Source organism: Marinobacter sp. es.048, from assembly GCF_900188435.1.
In the GTDB taxonomy this organism is placed as follows: Bacteria; Pseudomonadota; Gammaproteobacteria; order Pseudomonadales; family Oleiphilaceae; genus Marinobacter.
Window position 1 is genome coordinate 2,083,027 of the sequence record NZ_FYFA01000001.1, and the last position, 17,083, is coordinate 2,100,109.

General features: G+C 57.6%; 19 protein-coding genes. 13 read left to right on the forward strand and 6 right to left on the reverse strand.

The features are described 5' to 3' along the window. The first annotated feature begins 7 nt into the window (after positions 1–7). Positions 8–487: a ribonuclease E activity regulator RraA gene (gene rraA / locus CFT65_RS09635; RefSeq protein ID WP_088827810.1), complete on the forward strand. Its 480-nt coding sequence runs from the start codon at positions 8–10 to the stop codon at positions 485–487. 51 nt (positions 488–538) lie between these two features. On the opposite strand, the gene CFT65_RS09640 is transcribed toward rraA, so the two are convergent. The 3 genes from CFT65_RS09640 to CFT65_RS09650 all read right to left on the reverse strand — a co-directional run bounded on the left by CFT65_RS09640 (position 539) and on the right by CFT65_RS09650 (position 1,931). Continuing rightward, positions 539–829 carry a PilZ domain-containing protein gene (locus tag CFT65_RS09640; protein ID WP_088827811.1) on the reverse strand — a complete coding sequence of 97 codons (291 nt, stop codon included), beginning with the start codon at positions 827–829 and terminating at the stop codon, positions 539–541. 4 nt (positions 830–833) lie between these two features. After that, a complete protein-coding gene (locus tag CFT65_RS09645) occupies positions 834–1,505 on the reverse strand; it encodes a TIGR04211 family SH3 domain-containing protein (RefSeq protein ID WP_088827812.1) in 672 nt (223 codons plus the stop codon). A gap of 126 nt (positions 1,506–1,631) precedes the next feature. After that, a complete protein-coding gene (locus CFT65_RS09650; RefSeq protein WP_088827813.1) occupies positions 1,632–1,931 on the reverse strand; it encodes a YciI family protein in 300 nt (99 codons plus the stop codon). Positions 1,932–2,062: 131 nt separating this feature from the next. Here CFT65_RS09650 and CFT65_RS09655 point away from each other — a divergent pair, with 131 nt between their 5' ends. Continuing rightward, positions 2,063–2,941 carry a PHP domain-containing protein gene (locus CFT65_RS09655; RefSeq protein ID WP_088827814.1) on the forward strand — a complete coding sequence of 293 codons (879 nt, stop codon included), beginning with the start codon at positions 2,063–2,065 and terminating at the stop codon, positions 2,939–2,941. Here CFT65_RS09655 and CFT65_RS09660 read toward each other — a convergent pair. Continuing rightward, a complete protein-coding gene (locus CFT65_RS09660; protein ID WP_088827815.1) occupies positions 2,938–3,480 on the reverse strand; it encodes a YecA family protein in 543 nt (180 codons plus the stop codon). The two genes, CFT65_RS09655 and CFT65_RS09660, sit on opposite strands and share 4 nt — an antisense overlap. 3 nt (positions 3,481–3,483) lie before the next feature. Further along, the gene (gene rne / locus CFT65_RS09665; protein ID WP_088827816.1) at positions 3,484–6,681 is read right to left on the reverse strand and encodes a ribonuclease E; all 3,198 of its coding nucleotides are present in this window, start codon (positions 6,679–6,681) and stop codon (positions 3,484–3,486) included. 595 nt (positions 6,682–7,276) lie between these two features. Here rne and rluC point away from each other — a divergent pair. Genes rluC through CFT65_RS09680 form a run of 3 tightly spaced genes read left to right on the forward strand, consistent with a single transcriptional unit; the run spans position 7,277 to position 10,062 of the window. Beyond that, positions 7,277–8,335: a 23S rRNA pseudouridine(955/2504/2580) synthase RluC gene (rluC, locus tag CFT65_RS09670; protein WP_088827817.1), complete on the forward strand. Its 1,059-nt coding sequence runs from the start codon at positions 7,277–7,279 to the stop codon at positions 8,333–8,335. Further along, positions 8,332–8,979, forward strand: coding sequence for an HAD family hydrolase (locus tag CFT65_RS09675; RefSeq protein ID WP_088827818.1), 648 nt, complete (start codon positions 8,332–8,334; stop codon positions 8,977–8,979). The genes rluC and CFT65_RS09675 overlap by 4 nt, the downstream gene beginning before the upstream one ends. Before the next feature lie 39 nt (positions 8,980–9,018). After that, positions 9,019–10,062, forward strand: a complete 1,044-nt coding sequence (locus tag CFT65_RS09680; RefSeq protein WP_088827819.1) for a S49 family peptidase — start codon at positions 9,019–9,021, stop codon at positions 10,060–10,062. Here the strand turns inward: CFT65_RS09680 and CFT65_RS09685 are convergent. Further along, the gene (locus CFT65_RS09685; protein WP_088827820.1) at positions 10,059–10,676 is read right to left on the reverse strand and encodes a Maf family protein; all 618 of its coding nucleotides are present in this window, start codon (positions 10,674–10,676) and stop codon (positions 10,059–10,061) included. The two genes, CFT65_RS09680 and CFT65_RS09685, sit on opposite strands and share 4 nt — an antisense overlap. Positions 10,677–10,814: 138 nt before the next feature. Between CFT65_RS09685 and CFT65_RS09690 the strand changes: the two genes are divergently transcribed. The 8 genes from CFT65_RS09690 to pabC all read left to right on the forward strand — a co-directional run bounded on the left by CFT65_RS09690 (position 10,815) and on the right by pabC (position 17,080). Continuing rightward, positions 10,815–11,369: a YceD family protein gene (locus tag CFT65_RS09690; RefSeq protein WP_088827821.1), complete on the forward strand. Its 555-nt coding sequence runs from the start codon at positions 10,815–10,817 to the stop codon at positions 11,367–11,369. A 101-nt stretch (positions 11,370–11,470) separates the two neighbouring features. Further along, complete coding sequence (gene rpmF / locus CFT65_RS09695; RefSeq protein ID WP_008174968.1) at positions 11,471–11,650, forward strand: 50S ribosomal protein L32; 180 nt, start codon at positions 11,471–11,473, stop codon at positions 11,648–11,650. 43 nt (positions 11,651–11,693) lie between these two features. Further along, the gene (plsX, locus tag CFT65_RS09700) at positions 11,694–12,695 is read left to right on the forward strand and encodes a phosphate acyltransferase PlsX (RefSeq protein ID WP_416376641.1); all 1,002 of its coding nucleotides are present in this window, start codon (positions 11,694–11,696) and stop codon (positions 12,693–12,695) included. Between the two features lie 112 nt (positions 12,696–12,807). After that, the gene (gene fabD / locus CFT65_RS09705; RefSeq protein ID WP_088827823.1) at positions 12,808–13,746 is read left to right on the forward strand and encodes an ACP S-malonyltransferase; all 939 of its coding nucleotides are present in this window, start codon (positions 12,808–12,810) and stop codon (positions 13,744–13,746) included. 18 nt (positions 13,747–13,764) lie between these two features. Continuing rightward, the gene (fabG, locus tag CFT65_RS09710; protein ID WP_088827824.1) at positions 13,765–14,508 is read left to right on the forward strand and encodes a 3-oxoacyl-ACP reductase FabG; all 744 of its coding nucleotides are present in this window, start codon (positions 13,765–13,767) and stop codon (positions 14,506–14,508) included. A 133-nt stretch (positions 14,509–14,641) separates the two neighbouring features. Further along, positions 14,642–14,875, forward strand: a complete 234-nt coding sequence (acpP, locus tag CFT65_RS09715) for an acyl carrier protein (protein WP_008174976.1) — start codon at positions 14,642–14,644, stop codon at positions 14,873–14,875. 130 nt (positions 14,876–15,005) lie between these two features. Continuing rightward, positions 15,006–16,253: a beta-ketoacyl-ACP synthase II gene (gene fabF, locus CFT65_RS09720; protein WP_088827825.1), complete on the forward strand. Its 1,248-nt coding sequence runs from the start codon at positions 15,006–15,008 to the stop codon at positions 16,251–16,253. A gap of 8 nt (positions 16,254–16,261) precedes the next feature. Beyond that, positions 16,262–17,080, forward strand: a complete 819-nt coding sequence (pabC, locus tag CFT65_RS09725) for an aminodeoxychorismate lyase (RefSeq protein WP_088827826.1) — start codon at positions 16,262–16,264, stop codon at positions 17,078–17,080. The last annotated feature ends 3 nt before the right edge of the window (positions 17,081–17,083 follow it).

A 17,083-nucleotide genomic window follows, 5' to 3' on the forward strand; every position in this document is an offset into this window, starting at 1 on the left:
CGACGACGTGACGACGATAATTACCCCGGATCTGTGTGACGAATTTCCGGAAGTGCAGGTGGTTGAGCCCGGGTTCAATAACTACGGCGGGAACAAGGCCTTTGGCGGCGAGATTGTGACCGTGAAGTGCTTTGAAGATAATTCCGTGGTGAAAGAGCAGGTCGGCCAACCCGGTAACGGTCGTGTGATGGTTGTGGACGGTGGTGCTTCAAAGCGTCATGCGCTGCTGGGCGACATGCTAGCAGAGAAAGCGGCGAGCAATGGCTGGGCCGGTCTGATCATCTACGGCTGCGTCCGCGATGTGGATGAGATTGGCAATACCGCCCTGGGTGTCCAGGCCCTGGGTACCCACCCCAGAAAGAGTGAGAAGCGTGGCCTTGGTGACCTGAACGTTCCGGTCACCTTTCATGGCGTGACATTCCACCCGGGGCACTATGTTTATGCCGATAACAACGGCATCATCGTTTCGCAGAAGCCTCTATTCTGAGGCTTCTGCCGGCACAGACAAGAACGGCGGCCAATGGCCGCCGTTCTTCGTTCAGCGCGTGACTTCGCTGATGTTTGTTCCCAGCAGGAAACCATCCCCGTCTGGTTCGCAGCGGATGACTTCGCAAACCGCCTCCAGTGGCGGGAATTGATCACTGCTGGGGTGTAGAACCGTGTGGAGCTCCTCGCCCACGGCTACTTCCTGCTCGACGTGCAGCTGCATGCCGGTGGCACTCAGGTCGCGACAAACGCCTTTAAAGCGATTGCCGTGACTATCGGTGATTTCAATCTCCGAGTTTACTTGCATGCGGTGGAAGTCGCGTTTTTCCGAGTAATCTTTCATGACATCAGGCCCAATTGTCGGTTTTTCTTGTCGGTTTTAGCATCGGGATGATCAGTGCCAGCAGCACACCACCGAGAACCAGGCCAGCGCCCAGCAGCATAAAGTCGTATTCCTTGCTGGCTTCAAGACGTTCGTTTTCGGCCGTAAGTACCTCAAGATCGTTGCGAATCTTCTGGTTTTCTTCACGGAGCTCGCGATTGCGACGTTCAAGGTTAATGGAATCTGCGGCAATACTCTTGATCCGCTGGAGCTCTTCCTGAAGCTCCTGGGAACGGTCAGAAAGAGAGGCCTCCGAGTTTTCCAGAGCATTACGCTCACTGACCACGTTCGACAATTGCTCCTTTACCTGGGCCAGTTCGGCGCGGGTTTGCTCCAGCTGGCGATTAGCGGTCTGAAGGCGGTCTGCCGCGATGGGCGTTTCGCTCAGGTATTGGCTGGAAACCCAGCCTTCAGTCCCCTTAGGGGTACGAACAAGGGTATATCCGGAGTCCGACGCCTCGATCACTTCCAGCGGTGTGCCACTGGGAACCGCGTTTTCGATGATCCGGAACTGTGAGCCCGCGCCGGACCTCACCGGAAGGTACAACTGGTCGTCCACCCAGACAGTTTTGGCCTGGGCAACGGCAATGGAGGACACTGCGAACAATACACTGATGGCGAGACGAAAAAGCGTCACTGGTTACGTTCCCTGAAATTCTGCGATTGAAATCTGAGCGTCATTAAAGGCGCAATTTTGTCATAAATGCCCCACCGTGCAAGCGGGCCATCATTACAATAACCTCATGGATCTCCATGTAGTTGTTTATGGCAAAACCGCCTTGAAGGGCTTCACCACAACCTTCTCGTACACCCCCGCATCCACGTAGGGATCGGCATCGGCCCACGCCTGGGCTGCTTCGAGAGAGTCAAATTCCGCGATCACCAGGCTGCCGGTAAAGCCGGCATCGCCAGGCTCTGGTGTATCAAGCGCCGGGTGAGGACCCGCTACAAGCAATCGGCCTTCGGCTTTTAAAGCCTGCAGTCGCTCGATGTGTGCAGGGCGAGCGGACTGGCGCAGCGGCAGGCTGTTCTCGACGTCTTCACTGATAATCGCGTAATACATTCAACTCTCCGTAATGACTCTCATACACGAGAGAATCGGGCAGATAATGAGCGGTCGTGTCGCACAAGGGTTGGCTGGTACACTATCATGCCATGGGATACCGCCAGTCATCTGATGATTCAGGATACTTTGTGACTATACCGCAAGACCCGCATTTGTGCATTGATCTGCATTGCCATAGCACGGCTTCTGATGGCGCGCTATCACCGGCGGCGCTTGTTGAACGGGCTGCCGGTCGCGGCGTCACCCATCTTTCCCTGACCGACCATGACACCATCGCGGGACTTGCCGAGGCAGAAACGGCAGCACAGGCACAGGGCATTGTTCTGATTACGGGAGTTGAGCTTTCCTGCCTCTGGAAAAGCCGCACCATCCATATAGTTGGCCTCGACTTTGATCCCGATGCAGACGATTTCCGGCAGGCTCTGGAGAAGCAGAACGAGAATCGCTGGGGTCGCGCTCGAATGATCGCTGAGCGCCTGGGCAAGCTTGGTATTGAGGATCTTCTGGGTAGGGCCTCTGAGGCTGCCGGCGGCGATGTGCCGGGGCGCCCGCACTTTGCCCAGGTTCTAACAGAGACTGGCGTGGTTCGTAATACCGCTCAGGCATTCAAGCGATATCTGGGCAACGGTAAGGTCGGTGATGTAAAAGCCTTTTGGCCGGAGCTGACGGAAGTAGTTCGCTGGCTTATCGAGGCGGGCGGCATTGCAGTTCTTGCCCATCCCCGAAAATATCAGCTGACGGCAACCAAGCTTAGGGAGCTGACAGCTGATTTCCGGAGGGCAGGGGGGCAAGCAATTGAAGTGTCTACCTCCGGGCAGTCCAGCGGCGACTTGGGCTTTCTGGCAGAGCTATGCCGCAAAGAGAAGTTGTTGGCATCCCAGGGGAGCGATTTTCACTTTCCCGGCGCTCCCTGGTGTGAGCTTGGCCGTATCATGAAAATGCCAGACGGGCTTGAGCCGGTCTGGCATTCGTTCAGACAACCCATTCTGAGCCCAGCGCCGGCCTAATCCGGCGCGTGGAACAGCAGGTACAGATCCGTTAGTGAGTCCGGAATGGCATCGGCCATCTGCCGGGACAACTTGTCACTGTTGCGAACCTTCTGGAAGTCCTCGTCATCAAACAGTCCCGAAAGGGTCAGCATGGGCACCATCAAATCGGCGGTTTCTTCCTCGCTGGCTGCTTCGAGCCACTGTTGCTCGTTTTCAAGGAAAGTGTCCACGAACCCGGCGCACCAGTTTTCCAGGGCGTTCATCGGGTCGCCGTCCTCCGGCTCCGGCAACTCCAGGGCCTGCCCCATATCCAGGGCATGGGCCATGTCACTGGCCAGCTGGGTGGAGCAGCGACTGAACACCTCGGGAATCCCGGTGTCGGGCACTTGATCGGCACCCGTGGCGAGGCGGAAGATTTCTTCCGCGCTCAGTTCAGCCGGGCCGACGACGCTGGCGCAAACCACCCCGTGGAAACCGAAGAAATCCAGGGCGTCATCGCCCCAAGGCTCGGCAAAGAGGATGTCTTCCAGCGCTTCAATGTCGGAGTTCGATAGCATCAGTTAGTTACTCCCGGCCTTTTTGGCCTCTTCCGCAGCCTTCTGGCGCTTGCGGACTTCTCTTGGGTCATTGTAGGCGCGGCCCGGTGTCACTGGAACTTCGAGTGCCGGGGCTTCGGCAGGCGTGTCCTGCGCCGCCGTTTCGGGGGCGGAAGGCTTCTCGACCTTATCCGGCTCTGCTTTTTCAGTCACGGCCTTATCAGCTTCGGCCTGTGCAGGTGCCGGCTGCTTCGGTTCCGGCTGGATCTTCGGAGCCTGGCTCTCGGTTGCTGCCTTTTTCTCCGCGGGCTTTTCAGCCTTCTCGGGTTCTGCCGACGCCTCAGGTTTAGCCTTGGGCGCGGGCGCTTCCTTTGATTCCGCAGGCTGCTCTTTGGCCGCAGGCGCTTGTTCGCCTTTGGGAGCTGCCTTGGGTTCCGGCTCTGGCTCGGTGGCGGCGGTCTCTTTCTTTGGAGCCTGGTCGGTCACCGGTTGTTGCTCATCAGCGACGGCGCTGTTCTTGGCAGGCGCTTTGTCCGTGGCTGGTTTTTGAGCCTTTTCGGCAACTTTTTCGCCCTTGACCGGCTCGGCTTTTTCAGATTTCTCAGCTTTCGTTTTACCTGCTTCAAGCTTTTCAGCCGGTTTTTCAGCCGGCTGGTCGGCGGCTTTTGCGGCTTCTTCCGGCTGAGCCTCGGGCTTGCTGTCTGAAGTCGCCTTGTCTGCAGGTGCCGGCTCAGGCTTCTGCTCCTTTTTGGGCTCTTGCTCGACTGCCGGTGCTTTCGGCGCTTCCTTGGCAGCGGGCGCTGGCTCGGTCCGGGTTTCGGGTTTCTCGGACTTTTCTGGCGTTGCCTTGCCCGCGGTTTCCTGCGTTTGCTCGGCTTTTACTTCCACCTTGGCGTCGTCACGACCTTTTTCCGGCTGGGTATCCTTCTGGTGCTTCTCGCTGCGGGCAGCTTTACGATCTGCCGGTGAAGAAGCTGGTGTTTCAGAGGGAGAGCCGTCACGACTGCGCTGGCGACGTGGCTTGCGGCGCTTTTCGTCAGAGCCAGACTTGTCGGCCGGACCAGATTTGGCCGCGGTTTCCTGCGGGGCCTGATCCTTTTGGGCCTTCTGATCGCGGTTGTCTTTCTGGTCCCGCTGGGGCTTGTTGCGGCCACGGCCCTGGTTGTCGCGACGGTTGTCACGGCGATTGTCAGAGCCTTTGCTATCGACGCCCTTGTTATCGCCTCCGCGATTATCCGGGCCTTTGCTGTCTGATGCCTGGCGATTCTGGTTGCCACGGCTCTGGTCGTCATTGCGGTTGCGCGCGCGGCCACGGTTGTCGTCACCGCGTCCCTGCTGGCCGCCCTGGCGACGGTCGTTGCCACTGCGATTGCCGCCTGAAGATTGCTCATCGCCGCGGGCTACCCGGGATTTGCGACGGTCCTGACGGCCCTGACTGCGGCGATCCTCGCGCTGGCTCTGGCCCTGTTCGCGACTTTCGATCTTCTGCTCTTCCTCGCCACTGAAGAAGCCGGCGATCTTGCGTCCGAGCCGGCGGAACAGGCCTTCCTCCTGCTCCGTTGCTTCATCAGCCTTTGCTGCGGCCGGGGCAGGCGCGGATGCGGGTGCGGGTGCACTGGGTCGGATGGCCTTCACCGCGGCCTGTTCGCGCACTGGCTTTTCGGGGGCTGGGGCCTCAAAGATTTCTTCTTCACGCTCGCTGTATTCCTGGGCCACCTGGTGGCTGGAAATATGCTCGGGCGTTGTTTCATCCTGACGCATCCGGATGATTTCGAAATGCGGTGTTTCCATGTGCGGAACCGGAACCACCACCACGCTTACTTCCTGGCGGGCTTCAATGTCGGCCAGCTGCTTGCGCTTTTCGTTGAGCAGGAAAGTGGCGACGGAAACAGGCACAACTGCTCGTACCTCGCCGGTCTTGTCCTTCGAGGATTCCTCGTAGATCAGGCGCATGATGCTCAGGGCGAGGGACTCGATGCCACGAATGGTGCCCTGGCCTTCACATCGGGGGCACACTTCGCTCCGGGTCTCACCGAGGGACGGGCGCAGGCGCTGTCGGGACATTTCCAGCAGACCAAATCGGGAGATCTTGCCTACCTGAACCCGGGCCCGGTCGATTTCCAGGGCCTCGCGCATCTTCTGCTCAACTTCCCTCTGGTGCTTGGCCGGCGTCATGTCGATGAAGTCGATGACAATCAGGCCACCCATGTCACGCAGGCGTAACTGGCGTGCAATTTCCTCGGCCGCTTCCAGGTTGGTCTGGAGAGCAGTTTCCTCGATGTCCTGGCCCTTGGTGGCACGGGAGGAGTTGATGTCGATGGAAACCAGGGCTTCGGTCGGGTCAATCACGATGGAGCCGCCGGAGGGCAGTTTTACTTCCCGCTGGAACGCTGTCTCGATCTGGCCCTCAATCTGGTAGCGGCTGAACAGGGGGATTTCGTCCTTGTACAACTTGATCTTGTTTTCGAAGGTGGGCATGACCGCACGAACGAAATTCAGAACGTCTTCGTAGACGCCGTTGGCGTCAATGAGAACTTCGCCAATGTCCTGGCGAAGGTAGTCGCGAACCGCACGAATGATAACGTTGCTTTCCTGGTGAATCAGGAAGGGTGCCTTGCGCTCGCCAGCGGCCTGGGTGATGGCTTCCCAGAACTGCACCAGGTAATCCAGATCCCACTGCAGCTCTTCGGTGCTACGGCCAATGCCGGCGGTCCGAACGATGATGCCCATGGATTTCGGCACCTGAACATCGTTCATGGCTTCTTTGAGCTGTGCTCGCTCATCGCCCTCAATTCGGCGGGAAATGCCGCCGGCACGGGGGTTGTTGGGCATCAGCACCAGATAACGGCCAGCCAGGGAGATAAAGGTGGTGAGAGCCGCGCCTTTGTTGCCACGCTCTTCCTTGTCGACCTGAACAATTACTTCCTGGCCTTCGGACACGACGTCCTTGATGTTGATCTTGCCTTCAATCTGGCCGGGAGACTTCTTGAAGTACTCCTTGGAGATTTCCTTCAGCGGGAGAAAACCGTGGCGCTCGGCGCCGAAATCCACAAAGGCAGCCTCAAGACTGGGCTCAACGCGGGTAATGCGGCCTTTGTAGATGTTGGCTTTCTTCTGCTCGCGGGAGCTGGATTCGATATCAAGATCAAACAGACGCTGGCCGTCAACCAGGGCGACGCGCAACTCTTCAGGATGAGTTGCATTGATAAGCATTCTTTTCATGGAAAGAAAAAGTTCCTGTCGTTTAATTTGACAGAAAACCGGAGGGATTCGCATCAGCGAAGCAGGATGTGCGTGCCGCGGGCCCTGATACATCAAGGGCGGACCGGCGGCCAGACGAATCAGACCCTTCCGGGGTTTGATCCTTTCGGTCTGAGACCAACGCCGACGATCCGGCTGCCTGAAAGCAGGGGGAGGTCGTGTAAGGTTCGTGTCTGTTGACGCATGTTATCCGTTTTCAGGTTCACTCAGGTGCCTGGGTCTCACGTCGTATTCGTAAGCTGGACGGCCCGGCCCTGGGTGGCAGTGATTCTTCGCGATGTCGCCCGCGGTTTTCCGCGCGGTTTTTCCTTCGCCCGGGTACAGGATTCAGCCTTTTGAAGATCTGTCCTGGTCCTCCGGGAGCATTTCTCTCGCCGTTCCCGGTAGTGATTGGGTGCACGGCGTTCAAACTCTCGAATAGTGTCGGTATACTTCTGCCGCTCCGGCTTCTGACTTGAGTTCGTCAGGCCGTAGACAAACGGCAGAACACGCCGGAATATACCAGTATTCATGCAGCCGTTCAATCCTGCAGTCACTCCATCACCCAAGGAGCTTCATGTCCCGAAAGTCTGCGAGCAAAAAGCCAGTCCGAGTCAGGCCCGGGAGGCCGGTCAAGACGAGTAAGGTTGGTGGCGACAACGCGGCTGTCCGTGGCGAGGTCCGTCAAGGCGTTCAGTGGGTTACCGTGGATGAGGATAACGATGGCCAGAGAGTGGATAACTTCCTTCTCGCCCAGCTTCGTGGCGTGCCCAAGAGTATTATTTATCGGCTGATCCGAAAGGGCGAAGTGCGGGTCAATAAGGGTCGGGTGAAGCCGGACACCCGCGTCAATACCGGGGACCGGGTGCGCATACCGCCTGTAACCCGCAAGGAAAAGCCCGAGCAGGTGGCGCCCGGGTCCCGGGTTCAGGGTGTTATGGAGTCGGCTGTTGTTTTCGAGAACGACCAGATGCTGGTGGTCAACAAGCCCTCCGGTATCGCGGTTCACGGGGGCAGCGGGTTGAGCTTCGGTTTGATTGAGGTGCTTCGTTCGGCTCGCCCATCGACAAAATTTCTGGAACTCGTTCACCGTCTGGATCGAGATACATCTGGTCTGGTCATGGTGGCGAAGAAGAGATCGGCATTGCGCTATTTGCAGGACGAGCTGCGCCAGAAACGTATCCGTAAGCACTATCATGCGCTGGTTGCCGGAGACTGGCCGGATAGCGTCAACCGGGTTGATGTACCGCTGCTGCGATATGAGATGCCCAACGGCGAGCGCCGAGTGAAGGTGGATGCGGCTGGAAAGGCGTCTCTGACCACCTTTCGCTGTCTGAACCGTTATGCGGGGTACAGTCTGGTTGAGGCCTCGCCGGTCACCGGCCGGACACACCAGATACGGGTTCACAGTGCCTGGGCGGGTCATCCGATTGCGGGTGATGACAAGTATATGGATGATGTCAGCCTCAAAGCATTCCGGGCCATTGGCGGGCAAAGATTGATGCTGCACGCCCGGGGCCTGGAGTTCACCTTGCCGGTCTCGGGTGAGGCCATGCGACTTGAAGCGCCTTACGACGATGCATTCAATGACGTACTCAGGAAGCTTTCCGGGCGTCTTAAAGGAATCAATCAATGAACGTCAGAGTAGTAATTTTTGACTGGGACGGGACCCTGGTGGACTCGGTTGAGCATATTGCTGACAGCCTGCATCAGGCGGCAACCGAGCTGGGCTTTCCGGCCCTGGAGCGTGAGGCTTACCGGGATATTATCGGGCTTGGCATGGTCGAGGCGTTGGAGAAGCTTTATCCCGGCATCAGTCGGGAAGAAATGAACAGAATTCGCGACGGGTACGGGCGCTATTTCTTCAGCAAGGTGACAACGCCGCAAAACGTGTTTGACGGTATGGCCGATGTGGTCGCGGATCTGCGAGGATCCGGTCGCAGTTGTTCCGTTGCAACCGGCAAGAGTCGGCGCGGGTTGGACTTTGCCCTGGACTCCAGCGGGCTTGGTGGCCATTTCGAAATTACCCGGTGCGCGGATGAGACCCGTTCGAAGCCCGATCCAGTCATGCTCGAGGAGATCCTCCGTTTCTACAGCATCGAGCCGGAGGACGCGGTGATGATTGGTGATACGCGGTACGACCTGGAAATGGCCCGACGTATTGGCATGCCTTCTATCGGGGTTGAGTGGGGTGTTCATAAGCGGGATGTGTTGGGTGACTATTCGCCGCACGCCATTGTTGATTCCGTGCCTGATCTCCGTCGGGTACTGGGGCTGTAAACAGACCGAATTCATTGAAGTTGCTGACAGGATGCGTTCATGAGTGACTGGGAATCTGACAAGTCTGCCGATTGGGGTGACAAACCCGTTGAGCCGGACAAGGAAAGCAAGCCATTTTTCGGGCGTAAATCGCCGAAGCTTCCTCCCGAGTCCGGCCGTGACTGGAAGCTGATCGAAAAGCTGGTGATGTCGCTGCAGGCTGAGCAGCGCAGAAGTCGGCGCTGGGGCATCTTTTTCAAGTTTCTGACCTTCGGTTACCTGATCGCCTTGCTGTTCATGTTCAAGTTGCCACTCGGTGATTCCCTTGAAGGGGTGGCAGGAAAGCATACTGCTCTGGTGGAGATTAACGGCCCGATCGCTGCAGATGAGCTGGCAAGTGCGGACAATATTGTTGGTTCCCTCCGAACGGCCTTTGAAGAGCCAAATTCGGTGGCCGTGATCCTGCGCATTAACAGTCCGGGCGGTAGTCCGGTTCAGGCGGGATACGTCTACGACGAGATAAAACGTCTGCGGGAGGAGTACCCGGAGAAAAAGGTTTATGCCGTGATCTCCGATATCGGCGCCTCCGGGGCCTATTACATCGCTGCAGCTGCGGATAAAATCTACGCCAACCGTGCCAGCCTCGTCGGCTCCATTGGCGTTGTAGCGGGCGGTTTCGGGTTTACCGGTGTCATGGAGAAAATTGGTGTGGATCGCCGCCTTTATACCGCCGGTGAGAACAAAGCTTTCCTGGATCCGTTCTCTCCGGAGGAGGAAGAGGAGGTGATGTTCTGGCAGAGCGTGCTGGAAAACACCCATCAACAGTTTATTGAAGCGGTCAAGCAGGGGCGTGGTGATCGCTTGGCGGATGACGAGCGCCTTTTCAGCGGTCTGGTCTGGAGTGGCGAGCGGGCCGTTGAGCTGGGGCTTGCTGATGGGCTTGGCAGTGCATCACATGTGGCCCGGCAGATCATTGGGCAGGAAAAGCTGGTGGACTACAGCCGACGCAAGTCGCCGTTCCGGGATATTGTTGATCAGCTTGGTGTCGCCTTCGGTGAGGGCTTTGCCAGTCAACTGATCGAATCCCGCCTGGAGTTGCGTTAAGTCCCGTTGGAGGCGGGCCGGTTTTCCAGTAGGGGGTTCCGGCCCCAGCGCCGTAGAATGTCGTTTAGGGCAATCAGGGGTAATCCCACCAGGCTGTTCGGGTCTCGGCCCTCCAGGGTCTCGAACAGTGTGGTGCCCAGACCTTCCATCTTGAAGCTGCCGGCGCAGTCGTAGGGTTGTTCTTGCCGGAGGTAGGCCTCGATTTCCTCGTCAGTCAGTTCACGGAACCGGACGTTGTAGGGTTCGCAGAGACTTTCGAGCTTTCCGGAATCGGCGTCAAGCAGCGCCAGGCCGGTAAGAAATAACACACGGTGACCGCTGCTCTGGCGCAATTGGTTTGTTGCCTGTTCATGGTTGCCGGGCTTGCTCAGCACCGAGCCATCCGGTAGGCAGGCGACCTGGTCGGATCCGATGATCCAGTGGCCGGGGAAGCGATCTGCCAACGCGCGTGCCTTGCTCTCGGCCAGTCGCGTGGCCAGCGAATCTCCGGATTCGCCTGGTTGTGGCGATTCGTCGATATTGGGGCTGGCGCAGGTAAAGGGCAGGCCCAGCCGCTCGAGAAGTGCCTTTCTGTAAAGTGATGAAGATGCCAGTAAAAGCGGTTTTTGGGTCATCGTTAGTATCCTTTAAGTGCGTGGTCAGCGTATCTGACGTGCGGTTATCGTAAATTACACCTATCTGCGCGGAAACCCTTGTGAAAAAGCAACGAAGTCTTTGACAGCAGCGGGCTGCGCGCCTAAAATTGCGCGCCTATGTCAAATGCGTCCAACGCCGAGTTGCCCAAATCTGTTGATCCTTACCGGTTAGCGGAACAGAACAGCACACTGGAGGGATTGATTCCCATCAGCGGGCTTGGCCGTTTTCGAGAAGCCGTTCTCGGGTTTTCGGAAGGCGCTGCGTGCCGGGTGAAGCTGTCTTTTTATATGGATGGTGAGCGTCGTCGCGTTGTTTCGGGCGAACTGGCCGCTCCGGTTGATCTGGAATGCCAGCGGTGCATGGGCGCCATGAGCGTGACTTTGGTCTCCGAGTTCAAGCTGGGTCTTGTTACCAGTGACGAGCAGGCGCAGCAGCTGCCGAAAAAGCTTGAGCCGTTTTTGACCGATGATTTCACGGCGGATCTCTGGTCGATGGTGGAAGACGAGCTGTTGCTGGTTTTGCCACCGTTCCCGCTTCACGAACGGGACCAGTGTCCGGCCCGGAAAGATCTGGAAGCCTACGAGCCTGACGGCTCCGGGGCAGAGCCGGTGAGAAAGTCGGGCGAGAATCCGTTCAGTGTCCTGGCGGATCTCAAGAAGACAAAGCATTAACCGGGCGTGGGTTGTCCCTCGGGATACTGGCGCACATTTAACGAACAGACGTTACTTATTAAGCAAGACAAAGTTTACGTTAACAGGTCAGGAGCATAATCATGGCTGTACAGCAAAACCGTAAGACCCGTTCCAAGCGTGGCATGCGCCGTTCGCACGACGCTCTGAGCGCCGCTGCTCTGAGCACTGATGCGACTACAGGTGAGGTTCACCGTCGTCACCACGTTTCTCCGGACGGCTTTTACCGCGGCAAGCAGGTAATCGAAGCTCGCGACGAGTAATCTCGTAGTCTCTATGCACCGCCCCGAATCGGATGGCAGAACGGTGAAACCGGTCACCATCGCGATTGATGCAATGAGTGGCGACCGCGGCGCTGCCGTTGTGGTTGCCGCATCGCTGCGGGCGGTGCGCGAAAACGAAGCCTTGAGCATCGTTCTGGTGGGAATCCGGAGCGAGCTCGAGGCTTTGTTGCGTGAGGGGCACGCCCGAATTCGAATTGTCGAAGCGGCGGACGTGGTTCGGATGAACGAGCGCCCCTCCCACGCCCTTCGCCACAAGAAAAACTCTTCCATGGCCATCGCCCTGAGCCTTGTTCGCGATGGCGAGGCCCAGGGCTGTGTCAGTGCCGGTAACACTGGTGCATTGATGGCGTTCGGCCGCACGATTATCCGCATGTATCCGGGTATCGAGCGCCCGGCCATTGCCAAACTGATTCCCTCGCTTCGGGGGCGTTGTCACGTCCTTGATCTTGGCGCCAATGTCGACTCAACCGCCGAGAATCTCTACCAGTACGCCCTGATGGGATCCCTGATGGCCTCTGCGATCTGCAGCCAGGCTGAACCGAGGGTCGCTCTTCTGAACGTTGGTGAGGAAGAGATCAAGGGCAATGAACAGGTTCGGCTGGCCTCTCATATGCTGGCCCAGTGCGATACCATCAACTACATCGGTTATGTGGAAGGCAGCGATCTGTTCCGGGACGTTGCTGATGTGGTCGTCTGTGACGGCTTTGTTGGCAACATTGCCCTGAAAACCGGCGAGGGTGTCGCCGGTCTCCTCATCGAGCTGATGGAGCAGGCCTTCACACGTAATCTCTACGGCAGGCTGGTCGGCCTGCTGGCTCGTCCGATTATCGGTCGGCTTCTGCAGTTGATGGATCCTTCCCGACACAATGGTGCCAGTTTGCTTGGTCTCCAGGGTGTGGTGATAAAAAGTCATGGCAACGCCAACGAGCGGGCCATGTTGTCGGCCATTCGGCAGGCCGTTCGGGAAGTTGAGCTGGAAGTACCCCGCCGTATCAACGAGCGTCTTGACGATCTCATGCTTTGAGTGCCTGAGACTAAAGTCTGTCCCGGTTTGGCCACGCATTCGCGGATAATTGGCCTAACTTGTACTATTGGCTAATCTCACGTAACCACCCAATGACGATAAGATCCCGCTTATGAAATCAGCCTTTATTTTTCCAGGACAAGGGTCGCAATCGGTGGGCATGCTTTCGGCTGCCGCTGAAGCCTGGCCCATAATCAACAGAACCTTTTCCGAAGCCTCCAATGTCCTCGGCTATGATCTCTGGGATCTCTGCCAGAAAGGGCCGGCGGAGGAATTGAATAAAACCATGGTGACCCAGCCTGCGCTCCTGACGGCCAGTATTGCCCTTTGGCGGCAGTGGTTTGTTGCCGGTGGTGCTTCTCCCGATTTTCTCGCCGGTCACAGTTTGGGAGAGTACAGCGCCCTGGTGGCAGCAGAGAGCCTCGATTTTGTTGAAGCGGTCAAGCTGGTTCGCCTGCGTGGTGAGCTGATGCAGGATGCTGTGCCGGCCGGAGAAGGGAAGATGGCAGCCATCCTTGGGCTTGAGGATGAGGACGTTGTGGCAGCCTGTCAGGATGCGGCAAAGGGCGATGTGGTATCTGCGGTAAACTTCAATGCCCCTGGTCAGGTGGTTATTGCTGGCTCGGCTGCAGCAGTTGAACGGGCCATTGAAGCGTGCAAGGAAAAAGGCGCGAAGAAGGCCATGCCATTGCCTGTAAGCGTGCCATCCCATTGCGCACTTATGAAAGGCGCTGCGGAGGAGTTGGCGGAAGCGTTGGAGGATGTGCGCTTTAATGATGCTGTCATCCCGGTTATACAAAATGTTAACGCTGCCGCCGAGACCGAATCCGCTACACTGAAGGCCAACCTTCTCAAGCAGCTTTATTCTCCGGTGCTCTGGACGGACTCTGTGCGTGCCCTCGTTTCCAATGATGTCGAAGTTGCAGTCGAGTGCGGCACCGGAAAAGTGTTGGCAGGGCTGGTCAAACGTATCGACCGGGCTTTGGCAGTTCACAGTATCGAAGACCCGGATTCGCTGGCGAAGGCGCTGGACGCCTTCGGTCAGTCCTGAAACGAAAGGGAGTTATTCATGTCTCTGGAAGGTAAAACCGCACTGGTAACCGGTGCTACCCGCGGTATTGGTCAGGCAATTGCCCGTGCGCTGGCCGCGCAGGGTGCCGAAGTTGTCGGAACAGCAACCAGTGAGGCCGGTGCCGAGTCCATCACCAATGACCTCCAGTCGGCCGGTTACAAAGGCTACGGCATGGTTATGAACGTGGCAGATCCTGCCAGCATTGAAGCAGGTCTGAAGGCGCTGACGGAAAAATCCGGTGCACCTCTGATTCTGGTCAACAATGCTGGCATTACCCGTGATAACCTGCTGATGCGATTGAAGGACGAGGACTGGGCATCAGTTCTGGAAACCAATCTGTCCAGCGTTTACCGCACCAGCAAGGCGGTGCTTCGTGGCATGGCGAAGGCCAAATGGGGTCGGATTATCAACATCAGTTCCGTGGTTGCCGGTATGGGCAACCCGGGGCAGGGCAACTATTGCGCAGCCAAGGCCGGGGTGGAAGGCTTTACCCGAAGCCTGGCTAAAGAAATGTCGAACCGGGGTATTACCGCAAATTGTGTGGCTCCCGGATTTATTGACACGGATATGACGAAAAAACTGGACGACAAGCAGCGCGAGGCTATGCTGGAAATCATACCCGCGGGTCGTCTGGGCGAGCCGGAAGAAGTGGCAGCCGTGGTTGCCTTCCTGGCATCAGATGTGGCCGGATACGTGACGGGTGAAACCATCAACGTGAACGGCGGAATGTACATGGGATAAGCCCCAGTCGGGGTCTGTGCGCAACTCCTTGTCGCACAACATGTTTATCAGAATCCCTGCTTGTTTGCAGGTAGGGTTTAAACTAAACTGGCAGCACTAGAGTTGCTTGGTTGACACACAAAGTGAGGACATTATGAGTACAGTTGAAGAGCGCGTGAAGAAGATCGTTTGTGAACAGTTGGGCGTTAAAGAGTCCGAAGTTCAGAACTCATCTTCTTTTGTAGAGGATCTTGGCGCTGACTCACTGGACACCGTTGAGCTGGTTATGGCGCTGGAAGAGGAATTTGAAACCGAGATTCCTGACGAGGAAGCCGAGAAGCTGACAAGTGTTCAGGACGCGATCGACTACATCGTCGCGCACACCTGATACTCTGCATTTAAGAAAGCCAGGCAAAAAGCCGTCCTTGTGAAACAGCGAGGGACGGCTTTTTTATTGGCTGAAAATCAGGTTCAATCTGCGTTCAGATTCATTCGGACAAGATCAGGTGCAATAGGTTATGGCTAAACGGCGAGTTGTCATTACAGGTATGGGCATGCTGTCTCCAGTCGGCAATAGCGTGGAGTCGTCCTGGCAAGCGATTCAGGCCGGGCGTAGCGGAATTGGTATGATCGACCGGTTTGACGCCTCTGCCTATAACACAAGGATTGGAGGGGCCATCCGGGATCTGGATATGGAATCCTATCTTTCCCCCAAGGACGCCAGAAAGCTCGATGCGTTTATTCATTATGGCCTGATTGCCGCGCAGCAGGCTGTCGACGACAGTGGCCTGGAGTCATTCGACAAGCTTGATCGGGAGCGGGTAGGCATTGCCATCGGCTCCGGAATTGGTGGCCTTGAGTACATTGAGAAAAGCGTTCTCACCATGGACCAGTCCGGGCCCCGGAAGGTTTCGCCGTTTTTCGTGCCCGCCTCTGTCATCAACATGATCTCCGGTAATGCCGCTATCCGTTTCGGATACCGTGGGCCCAATATTGCGATCGTGACAGCCTGCACTACCGGCACCCACAATATTGGTTACGCGGCCCGCACGATTGCCTATGGCGACGCCGATGTCATGCTGGCCGGTGGCTCGGAAATGGCGACGACGCGTACCGGTATGGCTGCGTTTTCGGCTGCGCGGGCTCTGTCTACCCGCAACGACGAACCGGAAAAGGCCAGCCGGCCCTGGGACAAAGAGCGGGACGGCTTTGTGCTCAGCGATGGCGCCGGTGTCGTTGTGCTTGAAGAGCTTGAACACGCGAAGAAACGGGGTGCCACCATATACGGCGAAGTTGTTGGTTTTGGTATGAGCGACGATGCCCACCACATTACAGCGCCGCCCGAAGATGGTGAGGGCGCCGCCCGATCCATGGCGAACGCAGTTCGTGACGCTGGCCTTGATCTGAAAGAAATCGACTACATCAACGCCCACGGCACCTCGACCCAGGTTGGCGACGTCGCCGAAGTGGCCGCAGTTCGTCGGGTATTCGGCGCACATGCCGAAAAGCTGGCCATGAGCAGCACCAAGTCCATGACAGGTCACCTGCTTGGAGCTGCCGGTGCTGTGGAAGCGATCTTCTCGGTTCTGGCGATTCGGGATGGTGTCCTGCCGCCCACCATCAATCTGGACAATCCGGATGAGGGTTGCGATCTGGACCTCGTCGCACATGCGAGCCGTCAGGCGGATGTGCGGGTAGCTCTATCCAACTCGTTCGGGTTCGGTGGTACCAACGGAACCCTGATTTTCCGTCGCTACGAAGGCTGACCCTCGCCGTGTTTCGTCTTTACTGGGCTGACGAAGGTGGCCTGCCCGCCAATGACCGGGGTCTGGCCTATGGAGATGGGCTGTTCGAAACCATTCGAATGTCTGGTCAGAATGGGGTTCTGCTATCCCGCCACCTGGAGCGAATGGCGCGCGATGCCAGTCGATTGGGTATCGAGGTGTCGCGCAAAGAGCTTGCCAGCGTTTGCGTCGAGGCGGGGCAACGTTTTGCGGATCGCTTCAAGGACGACGGCTGGGTTCTGAAGCTGACCCTGACCCGCGGCAGTGGCGGTCGAGGGTATCGCCCTGATCCGGGGATGGAGCCCAATTTGCTGGTTTCGGCATCGGCTTTGCCGCCGACACCGGACCCTGATGGTGTCGCCGTTGATTTCTCCAAGGTAACTCTGGCGGTTAATCCGTTATTGGCCGGGGTCAAGTCGCTGAACCGGATGGAGCAGGTCCTGGCGGCCGCCGAGCTCAAGCCATCGCTGTTCGAGGTCATCATGGCCGATCGTGATGGCAACCTGGTCGAAGGCACTCGCACCAACATCCTGCTCCGGCAGGGCGATGGCTGGGTGACGCCGCCGGCGGCCAGTCTGGCGGTTGCCGGTGTTCTCAGGCAGTGGCTGCTGGAGCGTCTGAGGCAGGGAGGGGAGCCGGTAACCGAGCGCCCCGTCACTGTGCCTGATGTCCTTGGCCCCGATTGCCAGGGAATGTTTCTCCTGAACAGCGTTCTGGGCATTGTTCCGGTTCTCACTATTGCCGGCCATCATTTGCCTGTGGATAGCGGACTTGCGACAATCTTCAATCCTCTCGAAACACTGGAATAAATC

Excerpts from the sequence above, each read along its gene's own strand:
- fabG (WP_088827824.1), top strand. The coding sequence starts at position 13,765 with ATGTCTCTGGAAGGTAAAACCGCACTGGTAACCGGTGCTACCCGCGGT.
- fabD (WP_088827823.1), top strand. The coding sequence starts at position 12,808 with ATGAAATCAGCCTTTATTTTTCCAGGACAAGGGTCGCAATCGGTGGGC.
- fabF (WP_088827825.1), top strand. The coding sequence starts at position 15,006 with ATGGCTAAACGGCGAGTTGTCATTACAGGTATGGGCATGCTGTCTCCA.
- CFT65_RS09660 (WP_088827815.1), bottom strand. The coding sequence starts at position 3,480 with ATGCTATCGAACTCCGACATTGAAGCGCTGGAAGACATCCTCTTTGCC.
- CFT65_RS09680 (WP_088827819.1), top strand. The coding sequence starts at position 9,019 with ATGAGTGACTGGGAATCTGACAAGTCTGCCGATTGGGGTGACAAACCC.
- CFT65_RS09650 (WP_088827813.1), bottom strand. The coding sequence starts at position 1,931 with ATGTATTACGCGATTATCAGTGAAGACGTCGAGAACAGCCTGCCGCTG.
- rluC (WP_088827817.1), top strand. The coding sequence starts at position 7,277 with ATGTCCCGAAAGTCTGCGAGCAAAAAGCCAGTCCGAGTCAGGCCCGGG.
- rne (WP_088827816.1), bottom strand. The coding sequence starts at position 6,681 with ATGAAAAGAATGCTTATCAATGCAACTCATCCTGAAGAGTTGCGCGTC.
- CFT65_RS09640 (WP_088827811.1), bottom strand. The coding sequence starts at position 829 with ATGAAAGATTACTCGGAAAAACGCGACTTCCACCGCATGCAAGTAAAC.
- acpP (WP_008174976.1), top strand. The coding sequence starts at position 14,642 with ATGAGTACAGTTGAAGAGCGCGTGAAGAAGATCGTTTGTGAACAGTTG.
- CFT65_RS09690 (WP_088827821.1), top strand. The coding sequence starts at position 10,815 with ATGTCAAATGCGTCCAACGCCGAGTTGCCCAAATCTGTTGATCCTTAC.
- CFT65_RS09685 (WP_088827820.1), bottom strand. The coding sequence starts at position 10,676 with ATGACCCAAAAACCGCTTTTACTGGCATCTTCATCACTTTACAGAAAG.
- CFT65_RS09675 (WP_088827818.1), top strand. The coding sequence starts at position 8,332 with ATGAACGTCAGAGTAGTAATTTTTGACTGGGACGGGACCCTGGTGGAC.
- rpmF (WP_008174968.1), top strand. The coding sequence starts at position 11,471 with ATGGCTGTACAGCAAAACCGTAAGACCCGTTCCAAGCGTGGCATGCGC.